The following is a 17,585-nucleotide window of genomic DNA, read 5'->3' as shown; positions in this document are numbered from 1 at the left end:
GCCGTCACGCCGCAGCCTCGGCCTTGTTGGCCTGATGGGCGATCAATAGATCCCGCAACTCTGCTGCGGGTTTGGCGGCGCTGAACAGGTAGCCCTGCATCTCGGTGCAGCCGAGTGCGCGCAGCAGTTCCTTCTGCCGGAGCGTCTCGACGCCTTCTGCCGTTGTCGTCATGTTGCGTGAACTCGCGATATTGACCACGGCCTGCACGATCGAGGACGACCCCTGCGCATCGGCGATATCGGTCACGAAACAACGGTCGATCTTGATCTTGTCGAACGGGAAGCGCTGCAGATAGGACAGCGACGAATAGCCGGTGCCGAAATCGTCGAGTGCAATCCGCACGCCGATCTCGCGCAGCCCGTGCAGGATTTCCAGTGCGGTCTCGTCGTCGCGGATCAGCACGGCCTCGGTGATTTCGAGTTCGAGCCGCCGTGCCGGCAGGCCGGAGGCGGCGAGGGCAGAGGTCACCTTCAGCGCCAGTGATGCGCAGCGGAACTGAACCGGCGACACATTGATCGCCACCCGGACCTCGTCGGGCCAGTTGGTGGCCTCGGCGCAGGCGGTGTTCATCACCCATTCGCCGAGCTCATTGATGATGCCGATATCTTCGGCGACCGGAATGAACTCGGCCGGCGAGATCATGCCGCGTTCGGGATGACGCCAGCGCAGCAAGGCCTCGCAGCCCACGACGGTGTCGTCGCGCAGCGTCAGCAGCGGTTGATAATAGACTTCGAAGCCGCCTTTCGCGAAGCCGCCATCACCGGCGGCGTGACGCAGTTCAAGCTCCAGGGAGCGGCGGGCCTTCACCCGCGCATCCATTTCGGGCTCGAAGAAGCGGAACGTGCGGCGGCCGTCGGCCTTGGCGCCATACATCGCCAGATCCGCATTCTTCAGCAGCGTATCGAGGTCTGCGCCGTCGCGCGGCGCCAGCGCGATGCCGATCGAGGCGTCGGTGAGCAGGCTGTGGCCGAGACAATCGAATGGCTGACGGACCGCATCATAGATGCGGCCGACAAGGTCTGTGATGTCGGAATGGGTCTCGACGCCGGTCTGCACGATGGCGAATTCGTCGCCGCCGAGCCGCGCCACCACGTCGGAGCCGCGCACGCAGCCGCGTAGCCGCAGCGCGATGCCCTTGAGCAGTTCGTCGCCGACGGGATGGCCGAGCGAGTCATTGATGCCCTTGAATTCGTCGATGTCGATATAGAGCACCGCGCATTGCGCGCCGCGTGCGACGCGCTTCAGTTCGCGTTCGAGCTCGTTGCGGAACAGCGTGCGGTTCGGCAGGTCTGTCAGCGCATCGTAATGCGCCAGATGCGCGATCTTCTCCTCGGCATTGCGCCGCTCGGTGATGTCTTCATGGGTCGCGACCCAGCCGCCATCGGCCACCGGGCGCGACGAGATCTGGATGGTGCGCCCATCGGCCGTCTGCATGATCTGGATGTGCGACCGCCCGACATCGCGCATCACCTCCGCGATATAGGCATCCACATCTCCCGCAAACGAGCCGGTCTCCTTGCGATGCGCGATCACGTCACGGAATGGACGGCCGGGTGTGATGACCTCGCGCGACAGCCTGTACATGTCGAGATAGCGCTGGTTGCAGACCACCACGCGCGCCTGCGCGTCGAACAGCAGCAGGCCCTGCGTCATGTTGTTGATGGCGGTGTCGAGGCGCATTTTCTCCAGCGTCGTTTCCAGTTGCGCTGCACGGCTCTGCCGCTGGATGTGACGGATCACCAGATAGATCAGGCCCGCCAGGATCAGGGCCGACAGTGTCGCGAGGGTCACGAGAAATTTGGTCTGGTCGCGCCAGTTGGCCAGCGTGCCCTCCACCGTCGTGGTTGCGACCAGCGCGATCGGAAAGTTCTGCAGCAGGCGGATCGAGCCAAGGCGATCGATATTGTCGATAGGGCTGACGGTGCGGATGGTCGCGGGCGCGTCGCTGAAGCGCAGGTGCTGCAGCAGCGGGCCGGTATTGAAGACCTTGCCGATCGATGCGTTCATTTGCGGGTAGCGCGCCAGCAGCGTGCCATTGCGGTGGAACATCGCGATGGTCCCGTTCTCGCCGAGCGAGACGGAGGCAAAGAATTTCTCGAATTGCACCGGCTCGACGCTGCGCGTCACGATGCCGAAGAATTCGCCCTTGGGCCCTGTGATGCGACGCGCGAACAAGGTCTTCCATTTGCCGGTGATGCGGCTCAGGACGGGCTGCACGATCTCGTCGTCCTGGGTGTAGCTCTGCGATTTCAGCTTCTGGAAATATTCACGGTCGGCAAGCACCAAGTCCGGTCCGGGCCAGGCGCCTGTCCAGTTGACCAGACGGCCTTCGGCGTCGAGCACGGTGATGTCGTTGGCGAATTCATCATCCACCTTCGACTTGAGCATCATGTGAGACTCGTAGCTCGACATGCTGCTGGCGAAGCTGTGCACCGACATTACGCCATTGGCGAGAAGATGAGCCGTGAGGCTCTTCTGGATCCGCTGCAGATCCTGGAATTGCTGATCGAAATGCCGGCTCAGCAGCAGCACGGTGTTTTCAAGTTCGCGGTTGGAATTGTCGATCGTGCGCTGACGGAAATTGTTCACGGTCATCGCCGTGCCGGCGGCAATGGTGATGACCAGCACGACGCCGACCAGCACGAGCCAGCGCACCGGCGCACGACGGGGCGTCGAGCGCCCATCGCCATACTCGGCGGAGCCCGGCGCTGAAGCGCGCACGTCGTTCGTCATTCGCCTCCCCGGCACCCGCATGAATTCCTACCCCTCGTGCATAGAAATACCCGGGCAAGGGTGGAAGACGCGTTAGCAAGTCAGGTGAACCGCGGGTTAATTACAACCGTACAAGTGGTATTTTATTACGCAGCAAGGCTTTTCTGCCGCGGTGCAGCCGGCCATGTCCGGTTACGGCCATGCGCCTTGGCCGTATAGAGCGCACTGTCGGCATTGTTGATCAGGTCGTTCGACGTGGTCATCGATGATGGCACGAGACAGGCTGCGCCGACGCTGATCGTCGTGGTGGTCATGCCGTCGCGCTCGAGATGGCCCACTTCGATGCGGATCCGTTCGCCAAGTTCGATGGCGTCGGCCAGAGAGAGGCCCGGCAGGATCAGTGCGAATTCCTCGCCGCCATAGCGCGCAGCGCAATCGCTGGCGCGTTTGGCATGCCGGGCGATGCTCCAGGCGATTCCGCACAGAACGAGGTCGCCGGCCTGATGGCCGAAATTGTCGTTGAATGTCTTGAAGTGGTCGGCGTCGATCATCAGCAGCGAGATCGGCGCGCGGGCGCGCTGGGCGCGCTGCCATTCGTTGTCCATCACCACGTCGAAATGACGTCGGTTAGCGAGACCGGTGAGGCCGTCGGTCATGGCGAGGCGCGCCATCCTGTCTTCCATCTCGCCGCGCTTGCCCATCTCGCGCGCCAGGATCAGCATCAGCGCGCAGGCGATCAGGCCGAGCGCCCCCATGGCGCCGCCGATCTGCAGCGCTTCCTTGCGCCACTGGCCGAAGATCACGTCGGTGGACCGCCCCACCATCACGATCAGCGGATGCGAGCCCTCACGCCAGACATAAAGACGCTGCACGCCGTCCACCGCGGAATTGCCGATATGGGAGCCGGAGAAATAGGCCAGCGCTTTCTGTACGGCCGGGACCCGACTGAGATCGCGGCCGATGATCGCCATGTCGAACGGTGAGCGCATGATCAACACGCCGTCCTGCCGGACGACGGAAATCAGGTCGTTCGGCTCGAGCTGCAGGCGATCGGAGATCTCGTGGAAATAACTGTAGCGGATGAAGCCGGCGACGATGCCGAGAAAAGTCCCGTCGCGCGCGGCGATGCGGCGGCTCAGCACGATGCCGTAACTGCCCTGATGCAGCGTCGGCGCGGAGATATAGAGGCCGAACAGCGGATCGCGCTTGTGGACCTTGAAGAATTCCTCATCGGCGAAATTCTGCGGCTTCGGATCCAGCGTCGATGAATCCAGCGTGACGTTGCCGGCGACGTCCGTGACCTGGATGGCGCCGAAGTGGCGCGCGGTGGCGGCATGGTCGAACAGGATCAGTTGCCGCATCGGCCGCGAGATCTCGACCAGTGCCGGCTCGGTCATGTTGCCGACCACATTGCGCAGCGAGAGGTCGTAGAGTTCGATATTGCGGGCGATATCGGCATCGATGCTGGAAGCGAGATTGCCGAGCGTCTGGTGTGCCAGCTTCTCGTCGCCGCGCCGCATGCTGAGCAGCACGCTGCCGCAGATCGCAGTGAATCCGATAACGACGATCGCCGCGGCGGCCAGGAGCCAGCGCGGGGAAATCCGGCGGGTCGTCTCGGAGGTGTTGCGGGCCAGCATTGGCTTTCGTCGATCAAAAGAACTGCGTTGCAATCACCGAGCCATAGCATCACAACCGGTAATTCTTTGACAGCTACGCGGTGATCAACAGTTTCGTTTCGCCGTTTTGTGACGGGCGGTTAACGAGGTGTGAAAGAATTTCGCGGGCTTTGACGGCCAAGTGCGCAACAGGTGCGCAACGGGTGCGCAAAAAGAAACGTTGGGCGTGCCTGCGCGGCACGCCCAACGTCGGTGGTTCTGTAAAGCCGGTTCCCTGCGATCACCGCATGGCGCCGGCGACCACGATGTCGCGGCCGGAGCGATGCCCGTTGTCGTCGCAGGTCAGCGCCACGGCGATATCGGCGATACTGTCGGGCGTGTGGCTCCGCGCAGCGGGCAGAGCGATGAACTGCCGGTTGCGCACGCTGCCGTCGAGCACGTCGATGGCGGCGGGTTCCTCCGGGCCGAGCATGCCGGGCGCGATGGTGCTGACGCGGACATTGCGCGTGCCATAGGCGCGTGACAACCCGCGCGTCATGGCATCGATGGCGGCGTCCGCGCCGGGATCCGGCAGCGATGCAGGCGCTGTCGGAATGCCGTCGAGGGCCGTGAGATTGACGATGCTGCCGCCGCCTGAGCCGAACATCCGCACCGCCTCCTGGCACAGCAGCATGGCGCCGAACACCTTGAGCTCGCGCTGCCGGTGCAACTCGTCCTCGGCCACCACGTCCTCCACCTCGCTTCGTGCGAAGGCGCCGTTATTGACGAGAATATCGAGCCGGCCGAAGGTCGCCGCGATCTCCTCATAGAGCCGCCGCACATCCGGCCAGCGTGCGATGTCGCCCTGTACGGCGATGGCGCGGCCGCCGCGCCAGACGATTTCGGCGACCACGCGCGCCGCGCCGTGCGGATCGCCCGCGTGATGCACGATCACCGCCGCGCCTTCTGCGCCGAAGCGCCGTGCAATGCCCGCGCCGATGCCGTCCGCGGCGCCGGTCACGAGCGCAACTTTTCCTGCCAGTCTTGTCATGGCATGTCCTTGGATATGGATGATGTCTGTCTTGATCGTCAGTCGTGTGCGCAGGTCGCGTGTCGGAATCGATCCGGGCGGGATCGCGCTCCGGATTGACTCTGGGAGCGCAAGGCGGGGATTTCGACCCGATTGCCGCGAACTTGGCACCATATGCCCTGGCAGATCCGAGGCCCGCGGGCGGCTCGCCGATCTGCTCTGTGGCTGGTGCTGTTATCGCAAACGGAGCCGCATCGGCGTTAGCGCGATCCTGCATCTGTTTTGCACGATCCTGCAAAAGTGATCCCGCAGCCATTTCCCCGCCACGGCACTGCACCTAGATACACCTCGGCATAAAAGGCCTGCCGCCTGAGGGGTTTGTGTGTGACCGAGACGATTCGTGAGATTGCCGACATCATTGCCCGTTACGCCGCCAATGGCAGCGACCACCCGGCCGGGCTCCCCAGCCTCTATCTGAAGAGGCAGGCCGAGCCGACCCAGCTCGTGCATACCGCGCAGTGGCCGTGTTTCGGCCTTGTGGCGCAGGGCGCCAAGCGGCTGCAGCTCGGCACCGAGACCTATACCTATGCCGCCGGCGATTATGTGCTGGTGTCGCTCGACCTGCCGATGTCGTCCTGCATCGTCGAGGCCTCAGAGGCGGAGCCGCATCTCGGCATGGGCTTTGCGATCGATCCGCAGCTCTTGAAGGAAGTGCTCGGCCGTTTCGGCAGCGGACCTGCCGACGGCCATGCCCATCCGCAAGTGCCCGAGCGCGGCGTCGTCGTCGCCAAGGCTTCCGCCGATCTGCTCGATGCCACGCTGCGGCTGCTCCGCCTGCTCGACCGGCCGCAGGACATTCCGGTGATGGCGCCGCTCCTCGAACAGGAAGTGCTGTATCGCCTGCTGGTCGGCCCCTACGGCGCGCGTCTGCGGCAGATCGCGCTGGCGGAAAGCCCGAGCAACAAGGTCGCCAAGGCGATTTCCTGGCTGCGCAGCAACTATGCCAGCCCGCTCCGCATCGAGGATCTCGCCGACCGCGTCGGCATGAGCGAAAGTTCACTGCATCACAATTTCAAGACCGTCACCGCAATGACGCCGATGCAGTATCAGAAGCAGCTTCGTTTGCACGAAGCGCGCCGCCTGATGCTGGTCGAACGCCTCGATGTCGGCAGCGCCGGCTATGCGGTCGGCTATCAGAGCCCGTCGCAATTCTCCCGCGAATATGCCCGGCTCTACGGCCAGCCCCCGATCCGCGACGTCGGCGCCGCACGCGGCCCCGTGCTCGGCGGCGAGGCGCGTATCGCGGGGTAGTGGCTTTCTTTACCTCGCCCCGCCTAGCGAAGCTTCGCTTCGCGCGGGCGGGGAGAGGTCAGCGCCACCGGGTCGGCGCTTCGCGCCGCCCGATGACAGGCTCCGCGCCGGGTGAGGGGACTTTCCCCACGCGCGGAGATCAAGTACCCCCTCACCCCAGCCCTCTCCCCGCAAGCGGGGCGAGGGAGCGCACGGCCGGTGCGCGCAACAATAAGGGGCGGGAATGATCTCTGCGGTGATCTTTGATTTCGGCGGGGTGATCACCTCCTCGCCCTTCGAGGCCTTTGCGCATTACGAGCAGAGCCATGGCCTGCCGAAGGACATCATCCGCCGCACCAATGCGGACAACCATTTCGAGAATGCCTGGGCGAAATTCGAGCGCGCCGAAATCGATCTCGCCACCTTCGACGCACTGTTCGCCGCCGAGTCCAAAGCGCTCGGCGCCGAAGTGCCGGGCCGCGACGTGGTCAAGCTGCTGAAAGGCGAGATCCGCCCCGAAATGGTCGAGGCGCTGCGCCGTATCAAGGCGGCGTTCAAGACCGGCTGCATCACCAACAACCTGCCGGCCAATGCCATGGGCTCCACCGACGGCCGCGCACTCTATGTGGCCGAGGTGATGGTGCTGTTCGATCACGTCATCGAGTCCGCGAAAATCGGCCTGCGCAAGCCCGATCCGCGCATCTACACGATGATGACCGACAAACTGTCGGTCGATCCGAAACATTGCGTCTATCTCGACGACCTCGGCGTCAACCTCAAGCCCGCGCGCGACCTCGGCATGACCACGATCAAGGTGACATCCGCCGCGCAGGCGCTGGCCGAGCTGGAAGCCGCGACGGGATTGAAGCTGACGTAGGGGCGGCAAACTCTGCTGTCGTCCCCGCGAAGGCGGGGACCCATAACCACGGTCGGCATGGTTGAAACGGCAGAGTTACAACGACAGCATTCTCACTATCTATCCGGCGTGTATGGGTCCCCGCCTTCGCGGGGACGACAATGAGATTAATTGAGCGCGCCGTTCAGTGACGCACGTACAAAAACACAAAAACAAACGGCGCGCCTCTCAGCGCGCCGCCTGCTCACTTCCCCCCGATCAGATGATCGAACGATCCACATTCCTGATCTCGCCGGTGCGCGCGTCGATATCGACCTCGATCCACTTGCCATAGGTATCGCGGCCCTCGATCTCCCATTCGTTGCCGTCGAAATGGGTGTTCTGCACCGTCACCACGCCGATGCCATAGGCGATGCCCAGCGCCTGCTCCAGCGTCAGCGGCCCGGCGGGCACCGGGGCCACGACAGCGCGCGGCGCGCGTCCGCCCACATAGACATCGGCGGCGACAGCCGGCGCAGCCGCACCGATCGCGCCTGCCAGCGCCAGCGGAAGCAAAGCCTTCAAAAACACGGGCTTTTTCAAAATCTGTGGCATCGAAATCTCCTCATCTGTCCCACGCACCGCATGCGGCGCAACCGGGTTAAGAACGGTGCACGCTGCACTGCGTTCCCGAAGGAAATGAGGCGATTTGGTGGGCTGACAGTCGCAATTTCAGGCCAGTCGCCGTGCGGCATCGTTGTCGCCTTTGATCGCTCCGCTGCGAAAACTCGCCGTTGCCTGACCATTCGGGAGCGACGAGATGGCTACAGTCAGGTAGAACTTCTGCCCACCGCTGATGCGGCAGGTGCTGGATTTCGTCGTCACCTTGCGCAAGGACCGATATGCTACCTAATAGCGGGACCTGATGCAGCGCAGGCAAACGGGTTAAACGCCGTCTGAGATAATGTTGAGGACGAAGCCTCAAATGATGTGTGAGAGAGGAGGCATCTACGTTTGCAGTTTAATGGGCTGCTTGAGCGTCTGATACAAAGTGGTCACGTTCTCATGCCGTAACTGTACGCATAGCGCGAATTTCTGCGAAGCAATATCGTTCGGAGCCCAGCGTCTTGAGCACCATACCGCGACAAAATACTTTCCGCCGTAAGCGCTAATGTTCGTTTTGCGGCTGTGTGTTCCTACTTGCAAAGTGCCGTACTCTCGCAAGTCTGAGCCGATGTCGGTTGCGCAAATGAACTTCTGAGGGAATTTCGGCGGTTTTCCCTCTTCTTTCGTCCATTTCCGAAACTGATTGAATACATCGCCCTCATTTGTTCCGCGGAGTAGGCGCCACCCCATCGTTACGCCGAGATAATCAGCTCTTGTGTGCCGAACAGGCGGGTCGAACGCCAGTGATACTTTGATTTCTCGAGATCCTTTAGCGGTTTGGAATTCGTCGGGAATGGGGACTTCAAACACTGCAAAATGATCTAGAGGCAGTTCATCTTCAGCGAAGAACACGACACGGCCGTCGTCAGAACTAGCAGCGTGTTCGGCATTAGAAATTCCCATGCCGCAAGCCATCCAAGCATCTTTCTGCTTTAGTCCGCCTATGCGCGCTGTCACAGCGGGAGGAATTGTTGCTGAGAGAGCCAGAAGAGATCGGAGAAGATTGGCAGATGCGGTTGGGAAACTTGATAACAGAAGCGCGGCTTTATAGGCGATGTTCGGCGCAGAAAAAGATGTTCCTGATCGTGATCTGAATAGCTTTTCGATAGGCTTGTGGTGCATGGTCCAGATGCCGGCGGCACCTTTCCGATCGCCGTTCACTACAGCGCGAGTTGGACCATCCCACACGGCGTTGCCGCCGATGTCGACCAAATCGGGTTTGATCATTCCCCGTACACCGGGGCCGGAACGAGTGAATGGGGCGGGCTCATTTGCTCCGCAAATCGGGCGAACGCCCGCCAGCTCCTCGTCGTCGCTCTCGATGCCGTTCGAGTGAGCTACTGCACCGACAGATAGAACGTTAGCTGCTGTTGCTGGGTCCAGTATTCGCGACGCGCCTGTCAGGAGGTATTGAGGGTAAGCTGCAATGATGCCGTCGTGAAACGAGTTGGTGAGATCATTCCTGTTGCCAGCCGATACAATAAGGAGAACGTCTAGGTCTCGAGCAATTGCATCCAAAGCAGCTGCCCATGCATCCGGCTTTCCGCCTCTGTATACTTTCTTTGAGTCTCCCAAAGAAATGTTGAAGATGCGGCATCCATACTCAGTATGTAGCTTGCCAATCGCCTCTTCCATCAGACTAGGGACAGATCGTTCCTTGGGGAAGCGGCCTTCATCGTTAACTACGCGACCGCTCGCTATCCAGAATTCGGCATCAAAATCTTGTGCTGCGACGCGGGCGGCGATGTCGCCATATGCAGCAATGGAGGCGACGGAGGTTCCGTGCCCCGCAATGTCAGACAGGCTCCACGCTGGATCGAGGGCTATCGATCCCGCCTCTGTATTTGCTAGCAACGGGTGTCCGAAATTGATGCCGCTATCGATAATCCCAATCACGACCGCATCCGCCGCAGGCGAACTACCTGCCTGGATTTGAGAGATATCCAAGGTGCCAAGATCTTCGCCGGCGAGATCCGGTTGTGGTGGTAGGTCGGCTATTGCGACTTCGGGCAACTCAAGCGCAGCGCGCACGGCATTTCCATTGCACTCCGCCCGCGCGATGAGCAGGTGATAGCCGGAGTACACGCTCAAGAGGGTTCCTCCTGCAGGAAGAATTGCCTGTTTTAAACGATGGACGAATATTTCACTCTCGTCTTGAGTAGGTGGGCGATGTAGTTCAAAATCTAGGACATAGTTATCGGTCGCGGCGAAGTCTGTGGGTTCATTAATTCCATCAGCTCGGAGGGCCGGACCAATTCGGTCAGATGCGTTCAGCAGGGAAACCGCTTCAATCGACGCAATAAGGCTTGCAAATTGAGGAGATTTTTGTCCGAGGGGTAATTCACCTTGATACGCCTCGACCTTGTTGCGGAAGTCCTGCAACGATTTATCGTTCGCGAAGAGAACTACAGAATTGTCGCCGTCGACGGATAGGACCGTCAGGTTGACTCTTCGCCATTCGTCTTCGTCGATATTTCCTTTGATCGAAATTTTTAGGATTAGAGAAGGATCGATTCCGTCGATAGCGGGCAAGGACGTGAAAGAGGCGATCGTCTCTTCGATCTCTTTTTGAATTCGAGCTCCGTGCTGTTTCGCTTCTCGTTGAGGTAATACTCCGAAGCCATGCATTCGGCGCGCAAGAACGCCTTCAAGCCGCTTGAGCGGCAAGTGCTCATAGATAGCCATCTTCCCCCCGGACAGACGATTAGTCCTGAACGCGCTCCCTAATTTTCATTCGTCGGCGTTCAGCATCAATCGCGCGTTCGAACAATAAAATTGGAACGGCTGTCTCTCGTGCCAAGATCGATGCCCTAATAGAGCTCACGCAAATGCGCTCTATCTCAGCGAAAGACATTCCCTCAAGACGATCAGCGTAAATTGCAGGTTCGAATTGTGTTGGATAATTACGCAACTTTAAGCGTAGCGTGGATTTTATTTGATGTATAGTTGGTCTCTCAAACAAAACGACTTCGTCGAAACGTCGCCATGCAGCATGGTCGATGGAACTGTCGAGATTGGTTGCCGCAACTAGTACACCCGTCCCTGTGAAGCGATCGATCATCATCAGTAGACTGTTCACGACGCGCCGGATTTCGTTGTGTTCTGTCGAGTCCGTTCGGGCACGAGCCAGTGCATCGAACTCGTCTAAGAACAGGACGGCCGGTATTTGGCTGATCGTCTCGAATACCTTTCTGAGATTGCTTGCCGTTTCGCCGAGGTAAGTTGTGATGATGCCATCGAGTCGTGCAACTAAAAGCGGGAGCTTTAGCTCTCCTGCGAGTACTTCAGCGCAAAGCGTCTTGCCGCAGCCGGGTGGGCCGCAGAAAAGAAGCTTGGATCGAGGCAATAAGCCGTGCCGCTTTATCTCTTCGCCGCGCCGGACCTCATCGACGACGTCGGAAAGAGTTTTATAATTCTCTGGGCTAAGAATTAGGTCCGAAACGTTGTGTTGAGGCTCGATCAATTCGAGCAAGCCAGACGTTGACAACTGAGTTTTCGCGATGGCCGAGAGGCGCCCCCCAGGCAGCTGCTCTCTTCGCGCTGCGGCCCTTTTTTTGATAGTCCCGGCTGGTAGCCCTTCTTCGTGCGCTTGAGTCACTGCTGAGCTATCGCCTGTGTCCGACGCTCGAGTTGCAAAGGAGAAGCCGCGAAATTTGGCGTTCATGATCCCTACCGGCCGGCGCAAGCAATCGAGCTAATCATTGCTGTTGGAAGAGTGCGCTTGGTGTGTGTCATTAGCAACCGCTGGGCTAATGCCATCCCCAAACGAAAAACGGCCGGATCTTGCGATCCAGCCGTTTTCAAATTTCAGTCCGCCCAGCGTGAGCGGCTAGTCAGGCTCAGGCGGCCGCTGCGGGGGCGGTCTCGGCCTTCTTCTTCTCGATGGCGCGCTTGAGCAGCACGGCCTTCTGCGACAGCTCGCTCTCGCGGGCCTTGATCAGATAGGCATCGAGGCCGCCGCGGTGGTCGACCGACTTCACGGCATTCGCCGACACGCGCAGGCGCACGCCGCGGCCGAGCACGTCCGACAGGAAGGTCACGTTCACCAGGTTCGGCAGAAACCGGCGCTTGGTCTTGATGTTCGAGTGGCTCACCTTGTGGCCCACCTGGGGGCCCTTCAGTGTCAGTTCACAGCGCCGAGACATGGCGAAAATCCTCTGTCATCCCCGCAGCTAAAGGGCGAAGAGCCCAAAGCCGGGCAGGGGTTCAAAATCACGTCCATTTCAGGAGTGGCGGACGTATAGGGGGCTTGGCCACGGCCGTCAAGATATCGAGCCTGCGAAAGTCGCGGCAAAACCGGCAAAAACCGCCATTTGCGGGCGCTGTATAACCCGTCCCACCGGCGGAAACCACATGGAAATCAACGCGGTTCCCATCATATAAACGACGTATTCGGGCTGGAAACACAGCTTTCAGCCCCGATATGCGATGCAACCCCGCGCCCCGCGCGGGATTTGCCGACCAGGTGATGCCCCAAGTGAGTTCCCAAGAGAGTTCCAAGGTGAGCCCCCGAGTGAGCCCTCACGCGACCTTTTCTGCGCCCCTTCCGGCGATAGCCGCTCCGGTGACAGGCCGGATGGCGCGCGCCGTTGTTGCTGCGGGTCTGCTGCTGGCGCTGCCGGTGATGGTGTCCGGCGCCGCGCGGGCGCAAACGCCGGCTGCGACTCCGGCGCAGCCCTCCCTTCAGCCGCCTGCACAGGCGGTGACCCTCGGCGGCAAGCTGGAGGCCAAATATGAAGCCAGCCTCGCCGGCATCGCGGTCGGCAAGGGCCAGTGGGCCATCGACATCAATGACGACCAGTATTCCGCGACGGCCTCGGGCGGCACCGCCGGTCTGCTGAAAGCCTTTGCCGGCGGCTCGGGCTCCGGCCAGTCCACCGGCCGCGTGGTCGCGGGCACTCTGGTGCCGTCGAATTATCAGGCCGTCACCACTTCCGCGAAGAAGTCCGAGACGATCAGGATGCTGATCACACCGGGCTATGTGAAGGAGTTCTCCATCGAGCCGGAGCCGCCGCTCGATCCCGAGAAGATTCCGATCAGCGATGCGCATCGCCGTAATGTGATCGATCCGATGACCGGCTCGCTGCTGCGCGTGGCCGGCACCGGCGAATTGATGACGCCGGATTCCTGCCGCACCGGGACGTCGATCTTCGACGGCCGCATGCGCTACGATCTCAAGCTCGACTACAAGCGCATGGAAAATGTGAAGGCCGAAAAGGGCTATCATGGTCCGGCCATTGTCTGCGCCGTCTATTTCACGCCGATCGCCGGCTATGTGCCCGACCGCGCCGCCATCAAATATCTTGCCGCCCAGCGCAATATCGAAGTGACCCTGGTGCCGATCGCCGGAACCCGCGTGCTGGTGCCCTATCGCATGACGGTGCCGACCCCGCTCGGCGTCGCCATGCTGGAAGCCACCGAATTCGTCACCACAGCCGCGCCGCCGAAGGCCGTGGCGAAGACGAACTGAGGGGCGGACAAGACGAACCGAGTGAGAAGGAGGCCGCTCCACACACCGGCCTCATCCTGAGGAGCCGCGCCCCTGCGCGGCGTCTCGAAGGGTGGCGACGAGTTCCGGCCCTGCAGCTCATGGTTCGAGACGCGCGAAGACGCGCTCCTCACCATGAGGGACTGAGAACAGGCGCTGCCGCAGGATTGCCGCAAGCGCGGATGACGATCGGGCGGTGCGGGCGGTTTTTCCTGCGACTTTCCTGCAGCAAGGCTGCAGCATTCTTGCGACAGGGCGCTTGACTCAAAGCCGGTTCGGAGTCCGTGCGCTGTTCATAACTTGAGAGATTTGTCGGCCCTTGTTGCGCTGTCACAAACTTGATCTAGTCAGTTTTGTTGGACGTCAGCGCGAGATATTGGGGTGATGCGGCCGCGGAGGTGCCGAGTCACCGATTCGGGCCGCTTTCGTTCCGGACTCGTTCCAGACCATCCAAATGCGCGGCTCTGAAGCGTCGCAAGCTGTTCCAGTCTTGAAAGTCGGCGACGCGGAAATACCTGAAAAACATGGCCTTTTCTTCTTCTCCGCCCATGCCCTCGAACGGCAGGGCCCCCGGCGCCGGCGTCACCGCGGTGCTCGGCCCCACCAATACCGGCAAGACCCATCTCGCCATCGAGCGCATGCTCGCGCATTCGTCGGGCATCATCGGCCTGCCGCTGCGGCTTTTGGCGCGCGAGGTCTATAACAAGATCGTCGACCGCGTCGGACCACAAGCTGTTGCGCTGATCACCGGCGAGGAGAAGATCAAGCCCGCCAGGCCGCGCTACTGGGTGTCGACCGTCGAGGCGATGCCCAGGGATCTCGACGTGTCGTTTCTGGCCGTCGATGAAATCCAGATCGCGGCTGATCTCGAACGCGGCCACGTCTTCACCGATCGCATCCTGCATCGCCGCGGCCGCGACGAGACGCTGCTTCTGGGCGCTGCGACCATGCGCCCGATCATCGAGCGCCTGCTGCCCGGCGCCAGTATCGTGACGCGGCCGCGGCTGTCGCATCTGGAATTCGCCGGGGATCGCAAGATCACGCGGCAGCCGCGCCGGACAGCGATTGTCGCGTTTTCCGCCGATGAGGTTTACGCGATCGCCGAACTCATCAAGCGCCAGCATGGCGGCGCTGCGGTGGTTCTGGGCTCGCTGTCGCCGCGCACGCGCAACGCGCAGGTGGCGATGTTCCAGAATGGTGACGTTGACTACCTAGTGGCAACCGACGCGGTCGGAATGGGCCTCAACCTCGACGTCGACCACGTCGCCTTCGCCTCTGACCGCAAATATGATGGCTATCAATTCCGCCGCCTCACGCCGTCGGAATTCGCGCAGATCGCCGGCCGCGCCGGCCGTGCAACGCGTAACGGTACTTTCGGGACTACGGGTCGCTGCGAGCCGTTTGAACCCGAACTCGTCAATCAGTTGCAGAACCATATTTTCGAGCCGGTGAAGGTGCTGCAGTGGCGCAATTCGAAGCTGGATTTCTCTTCGATCGCCTCATTGCAGGTGTCATTGGCTCAAACGCCGCGCCATGAGGCGCTGACGCGCGCGCCGATCGCCGAGGACCTTCGCGTGCTCGATCATACCGCGCGCGACGTCGACGTGCGCGACAGGGCCCAGGGCAAGGACGCTGTGGAGAAGCTGTGGGACGCCTGCCAGATCCCCGATTATCGCCGCATCGCGCCTGCTGCACACGCAGAGCTGGTAGTCACCATCTTCAATTTCCTGATGCAGCGAGGCCGTGTGCCCGATGCCTGGTTTGGCGCTCAAATCGCGCAAGCAGACCGAACAGATGGCGATATCGACACGTTATCGGGCCGAATCGCGCAAATCCGGACCTGGACATTCGTGGCAAATCGCCCGGATTGGCTCTCAGATCCGGATCATTGGCAGGGAATCTCGCGCGAATTGGAAAATAAACTGTCAGATGCCCTTCATGAGAGGCTCACAGAGCGTTTCGTTGATCGTCGTACCAGTGTATTGATGCGCCGCTTGCGGGAAAACACGATGCTGAATACTGAAATTGGTAAGACGGGCGAAGTGATCGTAGAGGGCCATGTGATTGGCCGTCTCGACGGATTTACATTCTTGCCCGATGCGGCCGAGGCTGGCTCGGATGCGAAGGCCTTGCAGGCCACGGCGCTGAAGGCGCTGGCCGGCGAGATCGATGCGCGCGCCGAGAAACTTGGCAACGCGCCGGACGATCAGTTCGTGCTCGCCTCCGACGGCACCCTGCGCTGGACCGGCGACGCGGTGGCCCGTCTGGTCGCAGCCGACGATGCATTGCATCCCCGTCTCCGTATCATTGCCGACGAGCGCCTCTCCGGCGCGCCGCGCGATGCTGTTCAGGCCCGTCTCGATCTCTGGCTGAAGACACATATCGAAAAGCTGCTCGGGCCGCTGTTCGATCTCACCAAGGCCGAAGACATCACCGGCATCGCACGCGGCATCGCATTCCAGCTCACTGAAGCGCTGGGCGTGCTTGAGCGGCAGAAGATCGCGACCGAGATGAAGGATCTCGACCAGCCGTCGCGCGCCGTGCTGCGCAAATACGGCGTCCGTTTCGGCGCCTATCACATCTATATTCCCGGTCTGCTGAAGCCTGCCGGGCGTTCGCTCGCGGCGCTGCTCTGGGCGTTGAAGCAGGACAATGTCGACATGTCGGCGCTGTCGAGCGCACAGCATCTCGCAGGGTCGGGCCGTACATCCTTCCCGGTCGACAAGCTGCTCGATCGCGATGCCTATCGCGTGCTCGGCTATCGCCAGTGCGGTGAGCGCGCGGTGCGCGTCGATATTCTGGAGCGTTTGGCCGATCTGATCCGTCCTGCGCTGGCGTGGCGTGAAGCGTCGCCGGGCGAAAAGCCCGCTGGTGCCTTCGATGGCCGCCATTTCGTGGTGACGCAGGCGATGACCTCGCTCACCGGTTCGGCCGGCGAAGATTTCGCCTCGATCCTGCGCGCCCTTGGCTATCGCATGGAGAAGAAAGCGCCGCTGCCGCCGGCGCCGCCGAAGCCGGTCGCTGCGACGACGCCGATCGAGGTCAAGGCAGACGACAACACGGGCGATCAGCCCGACGCGCTGGTGGGACTTGCCGAGTCCGACAAGCCCGGTGAGGACAATGTCATTGCGGTCGAGGCTGCCGCTGAGGTCGCCGCGGCGGCTGATGTCGCACCTGCGGAGGTCGCACCGGCTGAGGTTGCGACCGAAGCGGCCCCGGCCGAGGAAGCTGCAGCCGTGCCGTCGGCATCGCTGTTGCCCGAAGTCGCATTGGTACCGAGCACCGAGCCGGAAGCGGCGCCTGTTGCCGAGGCCGCATCCGTTGATGCGCAGCCGGATTCGGCGCCGGCCGCTGAGGGGGCTGATGCTGTAGTGGCTGCTGAAGGCGAAGCCGCTGCAACGCCTGCCGTCGCTGCCGAGCCCGAACTGGTCGAAGTCTGGCGCCCCGGTGGCCGGTCGGAAGAACGCCGTCCGCCGCGTCACGATCGCAACCGCCACCACCGGAACAACACGGCGTCCCAGGGTGGTGCTCAAGGTGCACCGGCCGAAGGCGCTGCAGCCGATGGCGAGAGGCGCGAGCGGCATGACCGTGGCGGCCAGGGCCGCCGCGATCGCAATAACAACGAGTTCCGCCGTCCGCGCAGCGATGCGCCGGGCGCCACCGCCTCCGCTGAGGGGGCGCCGAACCGCGACAACCGTGGCAATCGCGGTCCGCGCGACAATAAGGGCGAGGGTGGCCGTCCGCCGCGCGAGCGCGAACGCTTCCAGGGCAAGGGTAAAGGCGGTTTCAAGGGCGGCGACAAGGGCCGCGAGGGCCGTGGCAACGACCGCGGCGGCGCGACCCGCCCGTTCGCCACGTCGGCCGCACCGCGCGAACGGGACCGTCCGATCGATCCGAACTCCCCCTTCGCGAAACTCGCCGCGCTCAAGGAGCAACTGAGCGGTCGCAAGGATTGATACAGGTCATGT

At 61.9% G+C, this 17,585-nt stretch carries 12 protein-coding genes; 4 read left to right on the top strand and 8 right to left on the bottom strand.

Annotation, left to right across the window (positions count from 1 at the left end; all coding sequences use genetic code 11):
• Positions 1–4 precede the first annotated feature (4 nt).
• The 3 genes from AB8A27_RS22760 to AB8A27_RS22750 form a co-directional block, all read right to left on the bottom strand.
• Complete coding sequence (locus AB8A27_RS22760; RefSeq protein ID WP_441243865.1) at positions 5–2,734, bottom strand: bifunctional diguanylate cyclase/phosphodiesterase; 2,730 nt, start codon at positions 2,732–2,734, stop codon at positions 5–7.
• 125 nt (positions 2,735–2,859) lie between these two features.
• The gene (locus AB8A27_RS22755; RefSeq protein ID WP_441243864.1) at positions 2,860–4,350 is read right to left on the bottom strand and encodes a diguanylate cyclase; all 1,491 of its coding nucleotides are present in this window, start codon (positions 4,348–4,350) and stop codon (positions 2,860–2,862) included.
• A gap of 259 nt (positions 4,351–4,609) precedes the next feature.
• Positions 4,610–5,359 carry an SDR family NAD(P)-dependent oxidoreductase gene (locus tag AB8A27_RS22750; RefSeq protein ID WP_441243863.1) on the bottom strand — a complete coding sequence of 250 codons (750 nt, stop codon included), beginning with the start codon at positions 5,357–5,359 and terminating at the stop codon, positions 4,610–4,612.
• A gap of 363 nt (positions 5,360–5,722) precedes the next feature.
• Here AB8A27_RS22750 and AB8A27_RS22745 point away from each other — a divergent pair, with 363 nt between their 5' ends.
• Complete coding sequence (locus tag AB8A27_RS22745; RefSeq protein ID WP_441243862.1) at positions 5,723–6,649, top strand: AraC family transcriptional regulator; 927 nt, start codon at positions 5,723–5,725, stop codon at positions 6,647–6,649.
• 223 nt (positions 6,650–6,872) lie between these two features.
• The gene (locus AB8A27_RS22740; RefSeq protein WP_441243861.1) at positions 6,873–7,505 is read left to right on the top strand and encodes an HAD-IA family hydrolase; all 633 of its coding nucleotides are present in this window, start codon (positions 6,873–6,875) and stop codon (positions 7,503–7,505) included.
• Positions 7,506–7,742: 237 nt separating this feature from the next.
• On the opposite strand, the gene AB8A27_RS22735 is transcribed toward AB8A27_RS22740, so the two are convergent.
• From AB8A27_RS22735 to rpmB, 5 genes are all read right to left on the bottom strand, one after another.
• Positions 7,743–8,078: a PepSY domain-containing protein gene (locus AB8A27_RS22735; RefSeq protein ID WP_441243860.1), complete on the bottom strand. Its 336-nt coding sequence runs from the start codon at positions 8,076–8,078 to the stop codon at positions 7,743–7,745.
• A gap of 117 nt (positions 8,079–8,195) precedes the next feature.
• Positions 8,196–8,357 (bottom strand): hypothetical protein, encoded by a 162-nt coding sequence (locus AB8A27_RS22730; protein ID WP_441243859.1) that lies wholly within the window; start codon positions 8,355–8,357, stop codon positions 8,196–8,198.
• A 114-nt stretch (positions 8,358–8,471) separates the two neighbouring features.
• Positions 8,472–10,814, bottom strand: a complete 2,343-nt coding sequence (locus AB8A27_RS22725) for a S8 family peptidase (RefSeq protein ID WP_441243858.1) — start codon at positions 10,812–10,814, stop codon at positions 8,472–8,474.
• Positions 10,815–10,833: 19 nt separating this feature from the next.
• Entirely contained in the window at positions 10,834–11,793 is a 960-nt protein-coding gene (locus tag AB8A27_RS22720; protein ID WP_441243857.1) for an AAA family ATPase, read from the bottom strand.
• 175 nt (positions 11,794–11,968) lie between these two features.
• Entirely contained in the window at positions 11,969–12,274 is a 306-nt protein-coding gene (gene rpmB, locus AB8A27_RS22715) for a 50S ribosomal protein L28 (RefSeq protein ID WP_092148544.1), read from the bottom strand.
• 431 nt (positions 12,275–12,705) lie between these two features.
• Here rpmB and AB8A27_RS22710 point away from each other — a divergent pair, with 431 nt between their 5' ends.
• Both AB8A27_RS22710 and AB8A27_RS22705 read left to right on the top strand, forming a co-directional pair.
• Positions 12,706–13,599, top strand: a complete 894-nt coding sequence (locus AB8A27_RS22710; protein WP_441243856.1) for a DUF3108 domain-containing protein — start codon at positions 12,706–12,708, stop codon at positions 13,597–13,599.
• Positions 13,600–14,141: 542 nt separating this feature from the next.
• Positions 14,142–17,573: a helicase-related protein gene (locus AB8A27_RS22705; RefSeq protein WP_441243855.1), complete on the top strand. Its 3,432-nt coding sequence runs from the start codon at positions 14,142–14,144 to the stop codon at positions 17,571–17,573.
• Positions 17,574–17,585 lie beyond the last annotated feature (12 nt).

Source organism: Tardiphaga sp. 768_D3_N2_1 (assembly GCF_052076105.1).
Lineage (GTDB): Bacteria > Pseudomonadota > Alphaproteobacteria > Rhizobiales > Xanthobacteraceae > Tardiphaga.
The sequence above is the reverse complement of the archived record's forward strand: the minus strand, read 5'-3'. Positions and strand labels throughout refer to the sequence as shown.

Coding starts and splice junctions, on each gene's coding strand:
- AB8A27_RS22725 (WP_441243858.1), bottom strand. CDS start 10,814: ATGGCTATCTATGAGCACTTGCCGCTCAAGCGGCTTGAAGGCGTTCTT.
- AB8A27_RS22750 (WP_441243863.1), bottom strand. CDS start 5,359: ATGACAAGACTGGCAGGAAAAGTTGCGCTCGTGACCGGCGCCGCGGAC.
- rpmB (WP_092148544.1), bottom strand. CDS start 12,274: ATGTCTCGGCGCTGTGAACTGACACTGAAGGGCCCCCAGGTGGGCCAC.
- AB8A27_RS22760 (WP_441243865.1), bottom strand. CDS start 2,734: ATGACGAACGACGTGCGCGCTTCAGCGCCGGGCTCCGCCGAGTATGGC.
- AB8A27_RS22740 (WP_441243861.1), top strand. CDS start 6,873: ATGATCTCTGCGGTGATCTTTGATTTCGGCGGGGTGATCACCTCCTCG.
- AB8A27_RS22710 (WP_441243856.1), top strand. CDS start 12,706: ATGGCGCGCGCCGTTGTTGCTGCGGGTCTGCTGCTGGCGCTGCCGGTG.
- AB8A27_RS22735 (WP_441243860.1), bottom strand. CDS start 8,078: ATGCCACAGATTTTGAAAAAGCCCGTGTTTTTGAAGGCTTTGCTTCCG.
- AB8A27_RS22720 (WP_441243857.1), bottom strand. CDS start 11,793: ATGAACGCCAAATTTCGCGGCTTCTCCTTTGCAACTCGAGCGTCGGAC.
- AB8A27_RS22755 (WP_441243864.1), bottom strand. CDS start 4,350: ATGCTGGCCCGCAACACCTCCGAGACGACCCGCCGGATTTCCCCGCGC.
- AB8A27_RS22705 (WP_441243855.1), top strand. CDS start 14,142: ATGGCCTTTTCTTCTTCTCCGCCCATGCCCTCGAACGGCAGGGCCCCC.